General features: G+C 68.7%; 14 protein-coding genes and 1 pseudogene. 7 read left to right on the forward strand and 8 right to left on the reverse strand.

From position 1 onward, the window contains the following. Positions 1–429: 429 nt before the first annotated feature. Positions 430–1,623, reverse strand: a pseudogene (locus IEY26_RS11690) (orc1/cdc6 family replication initiation protein); the annotation flags it as partial. Between the two features lie 988 nt (positions 1,624–2,611). Between IEY26_RS11690 and rdfA the strand changes: the two are divergent. The 7 genes from rdfA to IEY26_RS11725 all read left to right on the forward strand — a co-directional run bounded on the left by rdfA (position 2,612) and on the right by IEY26_RS11725 (position 11,179). Further along, on the forward strand, positions 2,612–3,229 hold the full coding sequence (rdfA, locus tag IEY26_RS11695; RefSeq protein ID WP_188979154.1) for a rod-determining factor RdfA: 618 nt from the start codon (positions 2,612–2,614) through the stop codon (positions 3,227–3,229). Positions 3,230–3,371: 142 nt separating this feature from the next. Further along, positions 3,372–5,351 carry an archaea-specific SMC-related protein gene (locus IEY26_RS11700; RefSeq protein ID WP_188979156.1) on the forward strand — a complete coding sequence of 660 codons (1,980 nt, stop codon included), beginning with the start codon at positions 3,372–3,374 and terminating at the stop codon, positions 5,349–5,351. 113 nt (positions 5,352–5,464) lie between these two features. Next, positions 5,465–6,223 (forward strand): IclR family transcriptional regulator, encoded by a 759-nt coding sequence (locus IEY26_RS11705; RefSeq protein ID WP_188979158.1) that lies wholly within the window; start codon positions 5,465–5,467, stop codon positions 6,221–6,223. Between the two features lie 214 nt (positions 6,224–6,437). Further along, positions 6,438–7,643, forward strand: a complete 1,206-nt coding sequence (locus IEY26_RS11710; protein WP_188979160.1) for an acyl-CoA dehydrogenase family protein — start codon at positions 6,438–6,440, stop codon at positions 7,641–7,643. Positions 7,644–7,730: 87 nt separating this feature from the next. Continuing rightward, complete coding sequence (locus tag IEY26_RS11715; protein ID WP_188979162.1) at positions 7,731–8,294, forward strand: MaoC family dehydratase; 564 nt, start codon at positions 7,731–7,733, stop codon at positions 8,292–8,294. Then, a complete protein-coding gene (locus IEY26_RS11720; protein ID WP_188979164.1) occupies positions 8,291–9,760 on the forward strand; it encodes an acetyl-CoA hydrolase/transferase C-terminal domain-containing protein in 1,470 nt (489 codons plus the stop codon). Before IEY26_RS11715 ends, IEY26_RS11720 begins: the two co-directional genes overlap by 4 nt. Before the next feature lie 48 nt (positions 9,761–9,808). Then, a complete protein-coding gene (locus IEY26_RS11725) occupies positions 9,809–11,179 on the forward strand; it encodes an MmgE/PrpD family protein (RefSeq protein WP_188979166.1) in 1,371 nt (456 codons plus the stop codon). Positions 11,180–11,206: 27 nt separating this feature from the next. Here IEY26_RS11725 and IEY26_RS11730 read toward each other — a convergent pair whose 3' ends face one another. From IEY26_RS11730 to mobA, 7 genes are all read right to left on the reverse strand, one after another. Then, on the reverse strand, positions 11,207–11,812 hold the full coding sequence (locus IEY26_RS11730; RefSeq protein WP_188979168.1) for a DJ-1/PfpI family protein: 606 nt from the start codon (positions 11,810–11,812) through the stop codon (positions 11,207–11,209). A gap of 51 nt (positions 11,813–11,863) precedes the next feature. Continuing rightward, positions 11,864–13,900 (reverse strand): TRAP transporter permease, encoded by a 2,037-nt coding sequence (locus IEY26_RS11735; RefSeq protein ID WP_394354830.1) that lies wholly within the window; start codon positions 13,898–13,900, stop codon positions 11,864–11,866. 214 nt (positions 13,901–14,114) lie between these two features. Then, positions 14,115–15,194, reverse strand: a complete 1,080-nt coding sequence (locus IEY26_RS11740; RefSeq protein ID WP_188979824.1) for a TAXI family TRAP transporter solute-binding subunit — start codon at positions 15,192–15,194, stop codon at positions 14,115–14,117. Between the two features lie 144 nt (positions 15,195–15,338). Continuing rightward, entirely contained in the window at positions 15,339–15,773 is a 435-nt protein-coding gene (locus IEY26_RS11745) for a universal stress protein (protein WP_188979173.1), read from the reverse strand. Positions 15,774–15,810: 37 nt separating this feature from the next. Continuing rightward, positions 15,811–16,191 (reverse strand): tautomerase, encoded by a 381-nt coding sequence (locus IEY26_RS11750; RefSeq protein ID WP_188979175.1) that lies wholly within the window; start codon positions 16,189–16,191, stop codon positions 15,811–15,813. Between the two features lie 48 nt (positions 16,192–16,239). Then, entirely contained in the window at positions 16,240–17,430 is a 1,191-nt protein-coding gene (locus tag IEY26_RS11755; protein WP_188979177.1) for an MFS transporter, read from the reverse strand. Between the two features lie 383 nt (positions 17,431–17,813). Beyond that, on the reverse strand, positions 17,814–18,440 hold the full coding sequence (gene mobA, locus IEY26_RS11760; RefSeq protein WP_188979179.1) for a molybdenum cofactor guanylyltransferase: 627 nt from the start codon (positions 18,438–18,440) through the stop codon (positions 17,814–17,816). Positions 18,441–18,476 lie beyond the last annotated feature (36 nt).

Raw genomic sequence — 18,476 nt, forward strand, 5'->3', positions numbered from 1 at the left:
CTCGTGGTCGCCCTCTCCGCTCCCGTCCTCTTCGAGACGAGCGTCCGGGTCGTCGCCGCTGCGCTCGTCGGCGTCGCCGGCGTCCGCCGCATCCACCGCGTCTGCCGCGTCCACCACGTCCGGAACGTCCGCAGCGGCGTCGTCGGAGCCGGCCCCGTTCCCGGAGTCCGCCACCGCTTCGGACGGCGTTTCAGCGTCGTTCGCCCGCGTCGCCGTCGCGTCAGGCGACTCCCCGGCCGGTGCACGAGGCGACGTCTCCGTCCGTTCGTCAGCCGGAGTGGCTGCCGCATCGGACGGCGTCTCCGTCCGTTCGTCGGCCGCAGCGGTCGGCTCCGATTCGTCGGCCGCGGTGGCGACGTCCGCGTGCGTGGCGTTCTCCGAACCGTCGGGCGTGTCGCTGATGACGGCTTCTTCGAGGGCGCGCTCGACGACGGACTCGTGGACGCCGACGAGTTCGACGGTCTCGGAGAGCGCGCTCAACACCTGCTCCACGGGCATGTCGAGTTCGTACTCGCGGTAGGTGCCGCCGCGCCGCCCCTCGTTCCGCTCGGTGACGGAGATGATGCCGAGCATCGCGAGTTCGCTCAGGTGGTCGCGCATCCGCCGCGGGACGAGCGGGTCGCGGTTCGCGAGCTCCGCAAAGCGCGTGTAGCGCGGGCGGACGTCCCGCGACCGGATGGGCGTCTCCCCCTCCAGCGCGTTCGTGACGAGCGCGTAGAGCACGAGGTGGCCGTGCTCGGTGAGGCCCCGAATGCCCTCCTCGATGCGGCCGCGTTCGAGCGCGGTGCGCCCCCGGTCGACGTGTTCTTCGGTGACGGTGGCGGTTTCGTCGTCGCGCGCCACGTCGCCGGCCTTCATCAGGAGGTCGATGGACTGCCGGGCGTCGCCGGCGTCCTTCGCGCCGTACGCCGCGCAGAGCGGGATGACGCCGGGTTCGAGGACGTCGTCGTGGAACGCCACCGCCGCGCGCTGTTCGAGGATGGCCTTCAGGTCGGTCGCGTCGTACGCCGGGAAGTGAATCTCGTTCTCGCAGAGCGACGACTTCACTTTCGGCGAGAGGTCGTCGCGGAAGGAGAAGTCGTTCGAGATGCCGATGAGGCCGACCTGGGTCGACTCGAGCTTGCTGTTCGCGCGGGCGCGCGGGAGCTGGTAGAGGATGGAGTCGTCGCCGATGTTGTCGATCTCGTCGAGGACGATTAATACTGTGCCGCCGTGGGAGTCGAGGTCCTCCCAGAGCATCTCGTAGACCGTCGCGAGCGGGTAGCCCGTCGTCGAAATCTGGTTGTGTTCCGCGCGGAGTTCGTTCACGAGGTGGGTCGCGACCTGGTAGGAAGAGGAGAGCCCGTCGCAGTTGAGGAAGATGATGTCGAGGTCGACGTCGTCGTACTGCGCCGCGTCCTCCCGGAGGTGGTCGAGGAGGTACCGCGTCGCCGCCGTCTTCCCCACGCCGGTCTTCCCGTAGAGGAAGATGTTGTTCGGTTGCTCGGAGTTGATGACGGGCTGCAGCGCGCTCGTGTACGTCGAGAGTTCCTCGTCCCGGCCCACGAGCTCGCTCGGCTGGTAGTCCTCCCTGAGCGCGTCCCGGTCCCGATAGATATCGGTATCCCGCTCGAAGAGTCCCATGCCACCCTCACTCGCGGCGACCCTCATAAAACCACCGCGTCCGGAGCGTCCGCAGTGTCCGGAGCGTCCGCTGTTCCAAAGATATATACGGGAGGTGCCGATGACCCTCCCCCCACTTTGTCCGGAGTAACGAGGCTCCGAAGGAGGGGGTGGGAGGAAGAAGCTAACGAGCGGTTACTAGAAGCGACAGAGCTAAGTCAAAACCACCACAACCAAAACCGCACTAGAAGACTAAGGCTAAGAAGAGGAAACCTGTCTAGGCCTAGAGTAGCCGTATTTTCGTCTCTCAGTCAGCGAGTCAGTCAGAGTCAGTCAGTCGGTCATTCGCCAGTCGTTCCTCTTCGCTTCCTCCTCGGTCTCGTCACGTTGTCTCGGCACTCGTCTCACCGCTCAACCTTCCCTCGCTGTTTGTCGACCGCCTCGGCCCTCTGGTCTGACTGTGTCGGTCGTCTAGCCCGTCTGAGAGGCGCGCAGTAGCCGTTCGGTCGCGGACCCTTCTTCTCTTCCTCCTGTTCTCGTCGGTTCTCTCGCCGATCCGACGTCGACGTCCCCTCACCGCCCGCCGTTATCGGCAATAAATCCCGCATTTCTCTCCCCCCTCCCTCCTTCGCGCCCGTTTACTGCGGACACGGTGGTGTGAGTGTACACCTCCGTGTCCGCTGTTCCGGGAAATCCGAAGAACTGCGGACGCGGTGGTGTGTCCAAACGGTCCGCTCTCCATTTCTATCGACCGCGAAACGCGGCGATTTCGGACTAGAAGCCACCTAAACGCCTTCCTCGCGCCCACATCTCGGCCACGTCCCACCGGACACCACCGTGTCCGCAGTAACCGACACCGGTCTGTCCGCTGTTCCGCGGTTCCCGTCGCCTCCGTCGCCCCTCGGTTTCTCTTCGGACGCCTCTTCCTCCGCGGGGACCGCGATTGCTTTACGGCCGTATGCGCGTAACGAAGCGAAGGTTTTTGCGCCCCCCTCTCGAACGACGTGGTATGTCCGTGGAGACGACTCGGGACGTGGCGTGTGACTGTAAGGCCGGGCGGGTGGCGGCGGCGTACGGCCTCGACGACCTCGACGACGAACTCGAACGCCGGTGGCTCGGCGAGGGCCGGGAGCGCGAGAGCCTCCGGTCGCTCGCCGACTACGCGAACCGCCGCGTCCTGCGTTCCGCGATGCGGGACGCCGGGATGGAGGTCATCGACGGCGAAGTCGAGAACACCTACCGCCTCCTCACGGACAGCGACACGAGCGCCGGCGACCGCACGCAGGTCGAACGCCGCCTCGAACGCGCCGGCGTCGACGTCGACGCCGTCGAATCCGACTTCGTCTCCCACCAGACCGTCCACACCCACCTCCGCGAGTGCCGCGACGTTTCCCGCGAGGAAGCCGACCGCGACCGCGTCGAATCCGCTCGCCGCACTATCTTCTCCCTCCAGAGTCGCACGGAGGCCGTCGTCGAGGACTCCCTCTCCCGGCTCGCCGGCGACGAACTCGCGCTCGACGACGTCGACGCGTTCGTCGACATCCAAGTCGTCTGCGAGGCCTGCGGCCGCCAGCAGGAGGTCGGCGCGCTCATCGACCGCGGCGGCTGCACCTGCCAGCTCGACTGACGGAGTCGACTCCGCCCGCGAACCGGGCTTTCGCGTCACGTCGTTCCGGCTCAGGTTCGCGTCACGTCGTTCCGGCTCACACCGTTTCGATACCCACCGCGTGGAAACGGTTATGGGCTCGGGGTGTCTGAGTCACGAGTAGATGGCGACCTCTGAGCTCTCGTCCCCCTTGCGCGTCGCGGCCTCGAACGTCGGCGGTATCGACCAGACGGACGTCGAATTCCGTCCCGGAATCACCGTCCTCGTCGGCCGGAACGCCACGAACCGGACGTCGTTCCTGCAGGCGATTATGGCCGGACTCGGCAGCCGGAACGTCTCTCTCAAAGGCGACGCCGACGAAGGCCGCGTCGAGCTCACCGTCGACGGAGAGACCTACACGCGGACGCTCACGCGGACCGCGAACGGCGTCCAGTTCGGCGGCGACCCCTACCTCGACGACCCCGAAGTCGCAGACCTCTTCTCCTTCCTCTTAGAGGATAACGAGGCGCGGCAGGCTATCGCGCGCGGCGACGACCTCCGCGACCTCATCATGCGACCCGTCGACACCGCCGAAATCAAGGCGAACATCAACCTCCTCGAACGCGAGCGAGAATCCGTCGACGAGCAGTTAGCGGATATCGAGTCGGCGAAGAGCCGGCTCCCCGACCTGGAGCGCCGCCGCGCGGACCTCGAAGACGAAATCTCCGAAGTACGCGAGGACCTCGAAGCGGCACAGGAAGCGCTCGAAGCAGCCGACGCGTCCGTCGAGGAGACCCGAGAGGAAGAGGACGAACTCGACGAGGCGCTCGACGCGCTCAGCGAGACGCGCGCGGAACTCGACGAAGTCCGCGACCGCATCGAGACGCAGCGCGAGAGCCTCGCGTCCGTCCGGGAGGAACGCGCGGAACTCGACGCGCCCGAGGAGGGCGACGCGCTCGACGACATCGAGTCCGTCGAGGCCGAAATCGACGACCTCCGCGAGCGAAAGCGGACGCTCGACAGCGCCGTGAACCGCCTGCAGACGCTCGTGCAGGTCACCCAGCAGCTCGTCTCCGGCGAGGAGACCGCCCTCTTGGACATCCTCCAGTCGGCCGGCGACGCCGGCGGGCACGTCGCCGGAAGCGTCGACGCGGACGGCGACAGCGAGAACGGTGACGGCGGCGTCGAGGACGTCACGGCCGGTCTCCTCCCGGACGAGGAGGTAGAGGCGGTGACGTGCTGGACGTGCGGGAGCGAGGTCGAGCGCGGCGAGCTCGAGGAGTCGCTCGACCGACTCCGGACGGTGCTCCAGGAGACGCGAACGGAGCGCGCCGACCTCGACGAGGAGCTCTCCGAGCGTCAGGACGAACTCTCCGACCTCCGCGACGAGCGCCGGGAGCGCGAACGCCAGCGCGAACGCCGCCGCCGGCTCGCCGAGGAGGTCGAGGACCGCGAAGCCGCGATTGCCGACCTCCAGGAGCGCCGCGGAGAGCTCGAATCGGAGATCGAACGCCTCGAATCCGAGGTGGACGCGCTCGAATCCGACGTCTACAGCGACCTCCTCGACCGCCACCGCGAGGCGAACGAACTGGAGTTCGAACTCGGCCGCCTCCGCGACGACCTCGACGACGTCGAAGCGGAGATCTCGGAGGTCGAGGAACGCGCGGACCGCGAGGACGACCTCCGAGAGCGCCGCGAGGAGATCACCGACGAGCTGACCGAACTCCGCACGCGCATCGACCACCTCGAAGAGACCGCCGTGGACGCGTTCAACGAGCACATGGCGGAACTCCTCGGCGTGCTCGGCTACGACAACCTCGAGCGCGTCTGGATCGAACGCACCGGCGCGACGAACACGGAGTTCGCGCTCCACGTCGTCCGCAGCACGGACGACGGCGTCGCCTACGAGGACACCGTCGACCACCTCTCCGAATCCGAGCGGAACGTCGTCGGCCTCGTCTTCGCGCTCGCCGGCTACCTCGTCCACGACGTCCACGAGACCGTCCCCGTGATGCTCCTCGACAGCCTCGAAGCCATCGACTCCGACCGCATCGCCGCCGTCGTCGAATACTTCGAGGCCTACGCCCCCTCCCTCGTCGTCGCCCTCCTCCCCGAAGACGCCCGGGCGGTCGACGACGACTACGAACGCATCACCGACATCTAACCCGCCGCGGCCGCTCCGCCTCCGCTTCTCCCCGTCGCTTTCCCCGTCGCCTCACCCCCGCCTCTGTTCGCTCATTCCGAACGATTATGGTGGTGGATGTCGTGCGTCGACGTATGACCGGAGACGGCGACGTGAAGGCCACCGACACGCTCTTCAGAATCCTCGACCGCCTCCGCGAGGCGGACGGCGCGGGCGTGACGGCGCTCGCCGACGACCTCGGCCTCGCGAAGAGCACGGTGCACTCCCATCTCTCGACGCTCAAGGCCCACCGGTACGTCGTTCAGGAGGACGGCGTCTACTACGTCGGGAACCGCTTCCTCGAACTGAGCGAGTACGCGCGCACGCGCCGGAAGGAGTACCAGCTCGCCGCGGAGCAGGTCTCGCAGCTCTGCGCGGAGACCGGCGAGCGCGCGCAGTTCATCACCGAGGAACACGGGAAGGGCATCTACCTCTACTGCGAGGGCGGCGAGCGCGCGGTCCACACGGAGTCCGGGGTCGGCCGCGAGGTCTTTCTCCACTCGACGGCGGCGGGGAAGGCGATTCTCGCGGCGCTCCCCGAGGCGCGCGTCGACGAAATCATCGACCGCTGGGGGCTCCCCGCGAGAACGGACGAGACGGTCGGCGACGCGGACGCGCTCCGCGCCGAGCTCGACGAGATCGCGGAGCGCGGCTACGCCTTCAACCGCGGGGAGAACATCCAGTCGCTCAACGCCGTCGGCGTCGCTATCACGCGTCCCGACGGCTCGGTGAGCGGCTCGTTCAGCGTCTCCGCGCCCGCGCACCGCCTCGACGGCGACCGACTGGAGTCCGAGGTTCCGAAACTCCTCCTCGGCATCGCCAACGAACTCGAACTCAAAATCGCCTACAGCTAACCCCGAACACCACCCACTGCTCCCCGCCGTTCGTTCGCCAGCACCGAACACGTCCACCGGGAATTATCGCGGTCGAGACCGAAAACGCCATCGAGGGGGTTTCTACGGGGAATCCTCGACGCCGCCGCGGCGTCTGCGTTCGGCGTGAGGGAACGGCTCGTGGTCGCTCCGCGACCCGATACTTTATACTGGAGACTGTCGAGTGATGGCGTGTATGCCCACGCACTGGCGGGACACCGTCGCCCTCGACGAGCAACAGCGCCTGGTCCGCGAGAGCATCCGCGACATCACGGCGGACTTCGACGACGACTACTGGCGCGAACGCGACCGGAAGGCGGAGTATCCGACCGAACTCGTCGACACGCTCGGCGAGCACGGCTGGCTCGGCATCCTCATCCCCGAGGAGTACGGCGGCGTGGGCATGGGGACGAAGGAGGTCGCCGTGATGATGGAGGAACTCGGCGCGAGCGGCGGCGGATTTAGCGGCCCGCAGTCCATCCACGGCGGCATCTACAACTCCGTCCCGCTCATCCGCTACGCGAGCGAGGAGCTGAAAGCGGAAGTCCTCCCGGGGATGGCGAGCGGCGATATCGCCCTCCAGTCGCTCTGTCTCACCGAGCCGAACGCCGGGTCGGACTCGACGTCCATCGAGACGCGCGCCGAGAAGGAGGGCGACGAGTACGTCATCACCGGGCAGAAGATCTGGATCTCGCGCGTCGACCACTCCGACTACGCGCTCGTGATGGCGCGCACCACGCCGAAAGAGGACGTAGAGAAGCGCACGCAGGGCATCTCGATGTTCCTCGTCGACCTCGACGACGCCTACGACCAGGACGCCCTCGACATTGAGCGGATTCCGAAGACGGCGAGCCGGCCCGTCCACTCCTTCGAGATGTGGTTCTCCGGCCTCCGCGTCCCCGAGCGCAACCTCGTCGGCGTCGAGGGCGAGGGGTTCTACCAGCTCTTAGACGGCCTCAACGAGGAGCGCCTCGCCATCGCGGCGGAAGCGCTCGGCCTCGGGTTCGCCGCCCTCGAATCCGCGGTGGATTACGCGAACGAACGCGTCGTCTTCGACCGCCCCATCGGGAAGAACCAGAGCATCCAACACCCCATCGCGGAGGCGTACGCCCGCCTCCGCGCGGCGAAGCAGGTGACGTACAGCGCGGCGGACGTCCTCGAAGACGTCGACCGCACCGAGGCCGGCGCGCGCGCGAACACCGCGAAATACCTCGCCGCCGACGCCGCCTTCGACGCCGCCGACATCGCCGTGCAGGCCCACGGCGGATTCGGCGTCGCCCGCGAGTACGACGTCGAGCGCTACTTCCGCGAAGCCCGCCTCACCCGCCTCGTCCCCATCACCCAGGAACTCGTCCTCAACTACCTCGGCAACAACGTCCTCGGCCTCCCCAAATCGTACTGATGCTGACTCGCCTGACGGACCGAGTCAGAGTGATACCGACACCCACGAACGACCACGAACCCACTCGACGCACGCTCACACGACTCCATGACTGACACCAACGACGCAGATTCGAACCGACGACTCGCCGCCGGCTGGCAGGGCCGCTACTACGAGGACTTCCAGGTCGGCGACATCTACAAACACCCGTTCGGGCGGACCGTCACGGAGACGGACAACGTCTGGATGACGAACCTCACGATGAACCTCAACCCGATGCACTTCAACGAGGCCTACGCGGCCGAGACGGAGTTCGGCGAGCGCCTCGTCGACGGGACGTTCGTCATCGCGCTCGCCGTCGGGATGAGCGTCATCGACGTCTCCGTGAACGCGACGGCCAACCTCGGTTACGACGACATCCGCCACCACGCGCCCGTCTTCCACGGCGACACCATCTTCGCCGAATCCGAAGTCATCGAGAAACGCGAGAGCAGCAGCCGCGACCACGTCGGCATCGTCACCACGGAGCTCCGCGCGTACAACCAGGAGGGCGAACTCGTGCTCTCCCTCGAACGCACGCCGATGGTCCTGAAACGCGAGTACGCGCAGCCGACCGCCGCGCAGCCGCCGGGGTGGCCCGAAGGCATCGGCACCCAGCCCGACGACCTATGACGGGCGTCCCCGACTCGCGGCTCGTCGGCGACCTCCCCGTTACGTCCCCCGCGGACGCCGCGGCCGCGCACGTCGGCGACGACGACACCCTCGTCGTCAGCGGCTTCGGGAGCGTCGGCGACCCGAAGGCCGTCCCCGGCGCGCTCGCCGACGCCGCCGAAGCCGGCCGCGACCTCTCGCTCACCGTCGTCTCCGGCGGGAGCACCGGCGCGCCCATCGACACCCGGCTCTTCGAGGCCGACGCCGTCGCCCGCCGCTACCCCTTCCAGGGGCGACAGGAATCGCGGCGCGCCATCAACGACCGCGACGTCGCCTTCCACGACACACACATCGCCCGGCTCGGCGACCAGGTCGAACTCGGCGCGCTCGCCGACGCCGACACCGCCGTCGTCGAAGCCGTCGCCGTCGGCGAGGACTGGCTCGTCCCCTCGACGTCCATCGGGCAGACCCCGGCGTACGTCGCCGCCGCCGACCGGCTCGTCGTCGAAGTGAATCACGCCCAGCCACTCGACCTCGCCGACCTCCACGACGTCTACCGGCCCGGCCTCCCGCCGGACCGGGACCCGATTCCGCTCGACAGCGTGGACGGCCGCATCGGCGACGCCCGCCTCGACTTCGACCCCGAGAAGCTCGTCGCCGTCGTCGAAACCGACGACGCCGACACGCCCTACAGCTTCCGGGAACCCACCGACGTCGACGAACGCATCGCCGACCACTTCGCGGACTTCCTCGAAGCCGAACTCCGCCGGAACCCCGCCATGTGCGAGACGATCCGCCTCCAGTTCGGCGTCGGCAGCATGGGGAACGCGCTCATGGGCGCGCTCGCCGCGTTCGACGACGGCGGCCGCGACGTCGAATACTTCGGCGAAGTCGTTCAAGACGGGATGCTCGACCTCCTCGCCGACGGCACCTTCCAGAGCGCCTCCGCGACGTCGCTCGCGCTCTCCGAGGACGGCCAGGAACGCCTCTTCGACGACATCCAGGCGTACACGGAGAACCTCGTCCTCCGCCCCGCCGACGTCTCGAACCGCGCCGAGCTCGTCGACCGCTTCGGCGTCGTCGCCGTCAACAGCGCCGTCGAAGTCGACATCTATGGGAACGCGAACTCCACTCACGTCGACGGGCGACGCCTCCTCTCCGGCATCGGCGGGAGCGGCGACTTCAACCGGAACGGCCTGCTCTCCATCACCGCGCTCCCCTCGACCGCCGCCGGCGGCGACGTCTCCCGCATCGTCCCCGCCGTCACCCACGTCGACCACCCCGAACACGACGTCTCCGTCGTTATCACCGAACACGGCGTCGCCGACCTCCGCGGCCTGAGCCCGGTCGAACGCGCCGAAACCCTCGTCGCGGACTGCGCCCACCCCGACTACCGCGAGCGCCTCCACGCCTACCTCGACCACGCCACCGACGAGCGCGGCCACATCCCCCACGACCCCGACGCCGCCTACGACTGGCTCGACTAGTCGGCCGCGACGCGAACGTTTTTCATCGCGGCCGCCCACGCGTGTGGTATGCCTTCGCAGTCACCAGCCCGTGCGGAGACGCCGGCGGCGACGCTCGCGGCGTTCGTCGCTGACACCGACTTCGACGACATCCCGCCCGACGCGCGCGAGACGGCCGCTCGCGCCATTACGGACACCGTCGGCGTGACGCTCGCCGGCCTCGGACACGAGAGCGCCAGCATCGCCGGCGGCGTCACCGGCTTCGACACCGACGGCTTCCCGGCCGGCGGCGAGACGGGCGGGTCGCGCGCCGAACTCGCCCTCCTCTACGGCACCGCCGCGCACGCCCTCGACTACGACGACCTCTCCTGGGCGATGGACGGCCACCCGAGCGTCGTCCTGCTCCCACCCATCCTCGCTCTTGCGGATTCTACGGACCCGTCGGGCGCGGACGTCGTGACGGCGTACGCGGTCGGGTTCGAGGTGGCGTGCGCGCTCGCGGAGCCAATCAGCCCGGAGCATTACGAGGCGGGGTGGCACGCGACGTCGACGTTCGGCGCGCTCGGCGCGACCGCCGCCGCCGCGTCCCTCCTCGACCTCGACGAGGGAACTGTCGAGACGGCGTTGAACGTCGCCGCGTCGACGGCGTCGGGCGTGAAGGAGAACTTCGGGAGCATGACGAAGCCGCTGCACGCCGGCCTCGCCGCGCGCTCCGGCGTCACCGCGGTCCTCCTCGCCCGCGAAGGCTTCACCGCGGGCGCGAACGCCATCGACGGCGAGAAGGGCTTCTGGTCGCTCTACGGCGCGGGCACCGGCGACGACGCCGCACTCGCCGCCCCGCCGACCACCGAGGGCTGGACGCTCTCCGAGCGCGGCATCCACATCAAGAAGTATCCCGCCTGCTACTTCACGCACTCCGCCATCGCCGCCGCCCGCGACCTCGCCGCGGATCACGGTGTCGACCCAGACGAGGTCGAGTCCGTCCGCGTCACCGCGGCGGGCGGGGCGGGCGACGCGCTCGCCTATCCCGACCCCGACACCGCGCTCGAGTCGAAGTTCTCCATGCAGCACGCCGTCGCCGTCGCGCTCACCGCCGACCGCGTCTCCCTCGACTGGTTCGCCCCCGACGCCGTCGACGACCCGTCGCTCGTCGCGCTCCGCGACCGCGTCACTTTCGCCGTCGACGACTCCCTCCACTACGACTCGCACGCGTCGACCGTCCGCATCGAAGCCGACGGAGACACCTACGAGACAGTCCGAGAACACCCGCCGTGGACGCACGACCACCCGCCGTCCGCCGACGAACTCGAGGCGAAATTCCTCGAAGCCGCGTCGCGCACCGTCCCCGAGGACACCGCCCGCGAGACGTTCGCCGCGCTCCGGACGCTCGCCGACCCCGACACCGACGTCGCCGCGCTCCTCGCCCCGCTCCGTCCCTGACGCTGTCCCCCGCGGTTTCCCTCCGCCTCACTGGTCGCTGACGTACGTCTCGCCGCGGCGCTCGTACTCCATGCGCGACGCCACGGCGTCCGCGACGCTCGCGCCGAACTCGCGTTCCACGAGGTAGAGCGCGAGGTCGATGCCCGACGTCACGCCGCCCGCGGTCACCACGTCGCCGTCGTCGACGACGCGCGCGTCGACCACGGTCGCCCCTGACGCGCGGAGGTCGTCGAGCGCGCCGCGATGCGTCGTCGCGGGCCGCCCGTCCGTCACGCCCGCCCGCGCGAGCAACATCCCGCCGGTGCAGACGCCCGCGACGGTCACGCCCGCGTCGTGGAGGTCACGGACGCGCGCCGGGAGGACGCCGCGTTCGGCCTCCGCCCACGCGCCAGTCTCCCCGCGTGCGTTCCACTGCCCGCCCGGCACGACCAGGAGGTCCGGGTCGCGGTCGTCGAGGCGGCCCTGCGCCTCGAACGTGAGGCCGTGACTCGCCGTCACCGTCGGCGCGTCGTCGAGCGTGCAGAGCGTCACCGCGAGGTCGACGCCTTCGTCGGCGGCGTTCGCGAACACCTCGTACGGCCCGACCGCGTCCAGTTCGTCGACGCCGTTGAACGCCACGATAGCGATATCCATACGACTACTGGGTCGGGCGGCGAAAAAACGGTTACGCGCGAATCGGAGCCGCTACTTCTTGTCCGGCGTGCCGGCGGCCGGCGGGGAGTCGCCGCCGACGCCGAGCGCGCCCATCGCGACCGCGACCGGGTTCGGGCGGCCGACGACGGACTGCAGGACGTACATCGCGACCGCGATAGCGACCGCGATTGCCTGCACGGTCCGCGACGGGTGCACCATCGCGAGGATTCCCGTCACGAAGAACGCGACGCGGGACGCCGCCGTGATGGCGCGCCCGAAGACGAACCGGTAGTTGATGCCGTGGATAATCGCGATTGCGCCGAACATCGCGAGCACCCCGGACGTCAGCGAGGGCGCGTCGAACGCCGCCGAGACGAGCTCGGGGTGGTAGACGAACGCGAACGGCAGGACGAAGAGCGGCGCGGAGATCTTAATCGCCTCCCAGCAGCTCTTCCAGAAGTTCGCGCCCGCGATACCGCACGCCACTGCGACACACGTCGCGATTGGCGGCGTGAGACCGGCGAGAATCGCGGCGTAGAACACGAAGAAGTGCCCGGCGAACTCGGGGAGGAAGAACTGGCTGATGAGCGTCGGCGCGACGAGGAGCGCGACGATGGTGTAGGAGGCCGTCGTCGGCATCCCCAGCCCGAGGATGATGCAGATAATCATCGAGAGGATGGCGGCGACGAGCAGGACGCCGCCGGAGAGGTCGAGGAGCGTGAGGGAGATCGCCGTCGGCACGCCGGTCGCCGTGAGGATGTCGACGACGCCGTTGATGGCGGCGAGAATAATCGTCACCGGCGCGAGGACGACGACGCCCTCGCGCGCGCCGTCCAGCGTCTCCCAGAGCGTACGCTTGAGCGCGTCGAACGGCTCCTCGTCGACGTCCGTCAACGCGGCCTTCACGACCGGGAAGGAGACGCCCGTGAGGAACATCGCGACTACCGTCCAGAGCGCCGCCGTCCCGACCGTCACCTGCTCGACGCCGAGCTTGTAGATGAGGACGGCGAGCGGGATGCCGTACTTCAGGCTCTCCATGGCGAACTCGCTGCGCGGCATCTTCTCCTGGAGGAGGCCGTCCGCGTTCGAGTTGTCGAGCTGCGGCGCGGCGACGTAGTGGACGGCGACGAAGATGGTGAGCGAGAGGATGGCGGCCGGCATGAGACCGGCGATGATGACGTCGACGTACGTCACGCCCGTGATGAGCGACGCCATGATGAACGCGCCCGCGCCCATGACGGGCGGGAGCACCTGCCCGGCGGTGGACGCGACCGCCTCGATCGCGCCCGCGGTCTCCGGCTTCACGCCGTTCCGCTTCATCAGCGGAATCGTGAACGACCCCGTCATCCCGGCGTTCGCCGTCTGACTCCCGTTCACGGAGCCGATGACCGCAGAGGAGAGCACGGCCGTCTGCGCGATACCGGAGTCGATGTACTTCGCGGAGCGGAACGCGACCCGCATGATGAGGTCGAACGCCCCGTATCCCTTCAGGAAGCCCGCGTAGAGCAAGAAGAGCGCGATCCACGCGGCGACGAGCTGCGTCAGGAACCCGAAGAAGCCGTCGACGCTGATGACGACCGTGCGGAGGATGCGCTCGATGCCGAGTCCGCCGTGCTGGAGCGGCCCGGGCGCGTACATCCCGAAGTAGCCGTAGAGGAAACCGGCGGCGACGACGGCGAGGAACGTCCCGCCGAACGACCGCCACGTCAAGTAGATGATGACGAAGGTGAACACCGCCGCGCCGACGTACTCGTGCGGGAGCGCGCGGCCGGAGCGCTCCACGTAGAGCGCCTGGAAGTTGACGAGCATGTAGATGGCCGTGACCGCGACGTCAATCGCCGAGAACGACAGCAACGCCGCGTCGATGCGGTTCCCCGGCCCGTACGCGCGCCGCACGTCCTCGACGAGGTTCTCCCGCCCGCCGCCCGCGAGGTCCATGATCTCCGTCAGAATGTACAGTTCGAGGATGCTGCCGAGGAAGAGCACGCCGTACTTCGCGCGCGGCCACGGGAGGGCGTACGCGTACCAGATCGCGGTCCCCCAGAACACGACCGAGAGCCCGATGAGGACGTTCCGGAGGGAGACCAGCTCCGCGTCCCACGGGTCTTCCCGCTCGATCTCGGTTCCGGTGGTCGCGCTCTCCGCGGCATCCGCCGCGTCCGCGTTCGATTCACTCACCCGACACCACATCCGTTACGCCGCGCACCGGCGGCGCGCTCAATGTATTGTATCTGTTCATAGTCGTGCTGCGTTCGAAAGAGTAGTTACGAGAAGCCGGTTCATGGAGGCGGGGTCGGCGACGCTACTCGTTCGTCGACCCGGCCGTCCACTCGTCGTTCCAGACGTCGTTCTCCTTGAAGAAGTTCGCCACGCCCGGGTGGATTTCGAGGTCGGGGATGACGGCGGTCGTCATCGACTCCGGGTCCGAGTGGTCGAGCGTCGTCGGGTCGGCCTGCTGAATCGTCTCCCAGTGCTCGCTCGCGAGCCGCGCGACCTCGTGCGTCGCTTCCGCGGGAACGTCCGGACCGAACGCCCACTGCCCGGAGAGCACCCAGGACGTCGTCGTGTCCGTGATGCTCGTCACGTTCTGCTCCCAGCCGTAGGGTTCGAGCGTCTTCTTAATCGCGCCGGGGACGTTGTCGATTGCCTGCTCGAAGTTGTCGTCGACCTCGATGATGTTCAGCCCGCCGCCGCTACGGACGTCGACCTCCTGCACCCAGCTGGAGAGCGCGACGCCGTTCGCCCCGTAGACACAGAGCGCGTCGACGCGGCCTTCCTCGACCGCGCCAGAGATGTCGCTCGTTCCGACGTTGAGGATGTCGTTCTGCTCCCAGAGGCCGGCCTCCTTGATGACCTCCTCGGTGAGGAGGCGCGTCCCGAACCCGGGCTGAATCGGATAGATGGTGTAGCCGCCCTCTTGGAGGTCGGCGGTCGACTCGATTCCGGATTCCTCCGTCGCCACCCAGTAAATCTCGAGGTTCGTGAAGACGTACCCCTGCATCGGGAGGCTGTCCACGGGCTCTTCGGCGAACGGCCCCTCGTCGTTCATCGCCTTCGAGAGGGAGTTGTTGTCGACGCCGATCGAGGAGACGTTCCCGCTGTCGAACTCGTAGAGGTTCGCCGTCCACCCGTCCGTCACCTGCACGCTGATGTCGAGGATGTCGCTGTGCTGCTGTGCCGCGCGGGCGAGCGCCTGCCCGGCCTGCTGCGTCGAACTCCCCGACGACGTCCCGGCGATGACGATCTGGTAGTTACCGCCACCGCCACCGCCGCCGCCACCGTCACCGCCGCCGTCTCCGCCGCCATCGCCACCGCCTCCCCCGCTGCCGCCACCGGAACAGCCGGCCATCCCGATGACGCCCATCGTCGCGGCTCCTTTCAGCACATCGCGCCTGTCTATGTCATCACTAACCATGCAACTACACGATTGATAATGGCCCATATTAAGTTTAGCGCTGCACGCAACTGGCTTTCGTGCCGGCCCCCTGAATCTACTAGTCCGACCCCGGTCGGCGGTCAGCGGTCGCTACTTCGCGACGATGACCGGGACGTCGCTGTCGAGAACGACGCCCTGCGTGACGCTCCCGAACACCGCCTTCCCGACCGGGCTGCGCTTCCGGCCGGCGACCAGCACCGCGTCCGCCTCGGCGTCCGCCGCCGCACTGAGTATCTCCTCGACCGGCTCGCCCGTCAGCTCCGCGACGTCGGTCGGCACGTCGAGCGCGCGGAGCTCGTCCGCGACGTCGTACACCGCGTCCGGGACGCCTTGGAGTTCGCCGATCTCCTCGTTCACGGCTTCGATGATGGACCGGCCGGCTTCGTCCGCCGGGACGTCGATCTCCTCGTGCACGTAGAGCACCGTGACTTCGAGCTCGTCCCGTCCCGGCAGCCCGCGGAGGGCGTCGATTTGGTTCGCGGCGCGCTCCTCGTTCCCGTCGACCGCTGCGAGTACGTGATACACACCCACGGGTTCCGAACCGTCCATCATTAATGTTCGCTCACTCGTCCGGCGGCGACCACGCCCCGCCGACGCGGTCTGCGCCCATGAGCTCGTCACCGTCGTGCTCGGTGAAGACGACTTTCAGGTTCGGGCGCGGGAGCTCCCACTCCCCGTGCAGCCAGTCGATGACGGCGAGCGCGAACGCTCGCCGCCGCTCTGCGGACCGCCCGCGTCGCACGTCCGCGTTCAACACCGCAATTGGACCGTCGACGGCGCGGCCGAGCGCCATCGCCGCCGGCGGGTGTTCGCGCACGGCGACCGCGACGTGGCCGGCCGTCGTCGCCATCTCTTCTGTGTACTGGGCGGTGACCGCGTCGGTAAAGGCCCGGCGCGCCGCGTCGTCCGGCGTCGCCGTCGTGTCGAGTGCGAGGTACGGCATCGACTCCTCGTAGGAACTCCCCCGAGTAAAGCGGCGTCGGCTCCCCGGTCACTCCGCCGACGCGGCGGACTCCGGGGTCGACTCCGCGAGGATGACGCGGACGACGAACCCAGCGCCGACGAGAGCGAGACCGGCGAGCAACAGCCAGCTCCACCGGTAGCCGACGGTGTCCGCGAGGTGGCCGAAGACCGGCGGCGCGACCAGCGCCCCGGACGTGAGCGCGAGCTGGCCGCCGCCGGTCGCGCCACCCATCTCCTCCGCGGAGACGACCGTCGCCATACAGGAGTAGTAGACGCCGGTGAACCCGAGGACGAAGAAGCCGAGCACGACGAAGGTCGCCGCCGCCGCGAGCCGCCCCTCGACGAACGCGGCGACGACGAACAGCGCCGCGCTCGCGACGGCCTGCACGAGCAGTATCGCGCCGATGCGCCGCCGCGGGTCGCCCGGGAGCGCGTCGCTCAGCCAGCCGGTGACGACGCGGCCGACGCTCCCCGACACCTGGAGGGCGGCGAGGACGACGCCGCCGAACGCCACCGACGCGCCGACCGACTCCTCGACGTAGAGAATCGTGTAGCCGGTCGTGGTGAACAGCCCCGCGCCGAGACACACGCCGGCCGCGGCGAGCGAGCGGTACGGTCGGTTCGCGAGCAGCCGTCGGAAGTCCGGATACGACGCCTCCCCCGTCTGCTCGCCGCGGGGGTACGCCACCCAGAACGCCAGCGCGACGGCGACGCCGACGGCGGTGGCGACGTAGAACCCGGCCTGCCAGTAGAGCACGCTCGCCAACCCCGTCACGAGCAGCGCGCTCGCGCCGCTCCCCGCCGTCACCCCGACCTGCTTCACGCCGATTGCGAGGTTCTGCCGGCCCGGCGGCGTCCGGTCGAAAATCGCCTTGTTCGTCCCCGGCATCGCCGTCCCGTACACGGACCCGAGGAGGAAGACGCTCACGAGCAACACGAGGTAGGAGTCCGCGCGCGCGACGAGCGCCGTCCCCACCGTCAGCCCGAGCAGCCCGGCCGTGAGCGTCCGATGCTCGCCGAACCGGTCCGTCAGCGCCCCGAGCGGCAACAAGAACACCGCGTACCCGAGCGTCAGCGCCGTCACCACCAGCCCGACCGCCGCACCACCCAACCCGAACTCGTCCCGGAAGAAGGGCGTCGCCGCGAACACCGCGTAGTAACACACGCTCGCCGCCACCTGCCACCCGAGTATCAGCGTGACGACGCGGTAAACACTCATCCTCGACCCAACCCTCCACCTCCCCGGTCTAAAACCGTCGGGTACCGGACAAACCTCCACCCGAAATCCACTCAGTCGCCGACGACTCACCGACCACCCACCGACGACTTACTGACCCACTCGAACCCGCAGCGACGAGCACCAACCTCTCTGAGCGAGACATACTACTCAAGCCCGACCAGTCAGACCCCCATCTATTCGACGCCAGCCCGACGATCGATTCTCCTCGGGTCCGCTACCTCGCGTAAATCCCTTTTCTGCTACGTGAGAATTCGCTTCCAGCTAAAAGCCGGACTCGCTTCCCGATACGTCTTTTAGCTCGGTGAGACGGATTCTGAGGGGGAGTTAGGCTTCTGGGCCGTACTTTTAACTCTTAGCTAACACTAACGCCTACCTTCTTCTCTCAGTATGTCTTCGAGCGCGTCAGTGGTGTTGACGTTGGTGAGGGCGGCGTGGAGGTCGACGGTGGGCGGTGTGTCGTCGGGGCCGAGCGTGTGCGTGCGGAGGTGGTCGAGGAGGGCGCGGGGGCCGGCGGTTTCGGAGAGGTCGTCGAGGGCGTCGCGGAGGGCGGTGCGGCGGTAGGCGGCGCAGAGGGGCTGGGGAACGCCGTCGGCGATGGGGACGACGGCGTCGGTGCCGGTCGGGGCGCGGCGGCGTTCAGTGTCGAGCCAGCGGAGCGCGGCGGCGTCGAGGCGGGGCATATCGCAGGCGACGACGAGGAGCCAGCCGCCGTCGAGGGCGCGGGCGGCGCTGGCGAGGCCGGCGAGCGGCCCGCGGAAGTCGGGGGCGTCGGGGAGGAAGTCGGGGTCGTCGAGGGCGTCGCGGTAGGCGTCGGGCGGGTGGTCGCCGGCGGCGACGACGGGCGGACGGCCGGTGGCGTCGGCGAGCGCGTCGGCGGCACGGCGGATGAGGGGGGTGCCGTCGAGGCGGGCGAGGGCCTTGTCGCCGTCGGCGAACCGGGTGCTGTTCCCGCCGGCGAGGAGGACGCCCCGCGTGGTCGAATCGGTCACAGCGGGGAGTAGTCGCTCCGCGGAGATAAGCCTCCG

Origin of the sequence: Halocalculus aciditolerans, from assembly GCF_014647475.1 — an archaeon.
Lineage (GTDB): Archaea > Halobacteriota > Halobacteria > Halobacteriales > Halobacteriaceae > Halocalculus > Halocalculus aciditolerans.

Bases quoted from the DNA above. Each gene is read 5' to 3' on its own strand.
- IEY26_RS11715 (WP_188979162.1), top strand. From the start codon at position 7,731: ATGACTGACACCAACGACGCAGATTCGAACCGACGACTCGCCGCCGGC.
- IEY26_RS11725 (WP_188979166.1), top strand. From the start codon at position 9,809: ATGCCTTCGCAGTCACCAGCCCGTGCGGAGACGCCGGCGGCGACGCTC.
- IEY26_RS11750 (WP_188979175.1), bottom strand. From the start codon at position 16,191: ATGCCGTACCTCGCACTCGACACGACGGCGACGCCGGACGACGCGGCG.
- IEY26_RS11720 (WP_188979164.1), top strand. From the start codon at position 8,291: ATGACGGGCGTCCCCGACTCGCGGCTCGTCGGCGACCTCCCCGTTACG.
- IEY26_RS11730 (WP_188979168.1), bottom strand. From the start codon at position 11,812: ATGGATATCGCTATCGTGGCGTTCAACGGCGTCGACGAACTGGACGCG.
- IEY26_RS11755 (WP_188979177.1), bottom strand. From the start codon at position 17,430: ATGAGTGTTTACCGCGTCGTCACGCTGATACTCGGGTGGCAGGTGGCG.
- rdfA (WP_188979154.1), top strand. From the start codon at position 2,612: ATGTCCGTGGAGACGACTCGGGACGTGGCGTGTGACTGTAAGGCCGGG.
- IEY26_RS11705 (WP_188979158.1), top strand. From the start codon at position 5,465: ATGACCGGAGACGGCGACGTGAAGGCCACCGACACGCTCTTCAGAATC.
- IEY26_RS11700 (WP_188979156.1), top strand. From the start codon at position 3,372: ATGGCGACCTCTGAGCTCTCGTCCCCCTTGCGCGTCGCGGCCTCGAAC.
- IEY26_RS11710 (WP_188979160.1), top strand. From the start codon at position 6,438: ATGCCCACGCACTGGCGGGACACCGTCGCCCTCGACGAGCAACAGCGC.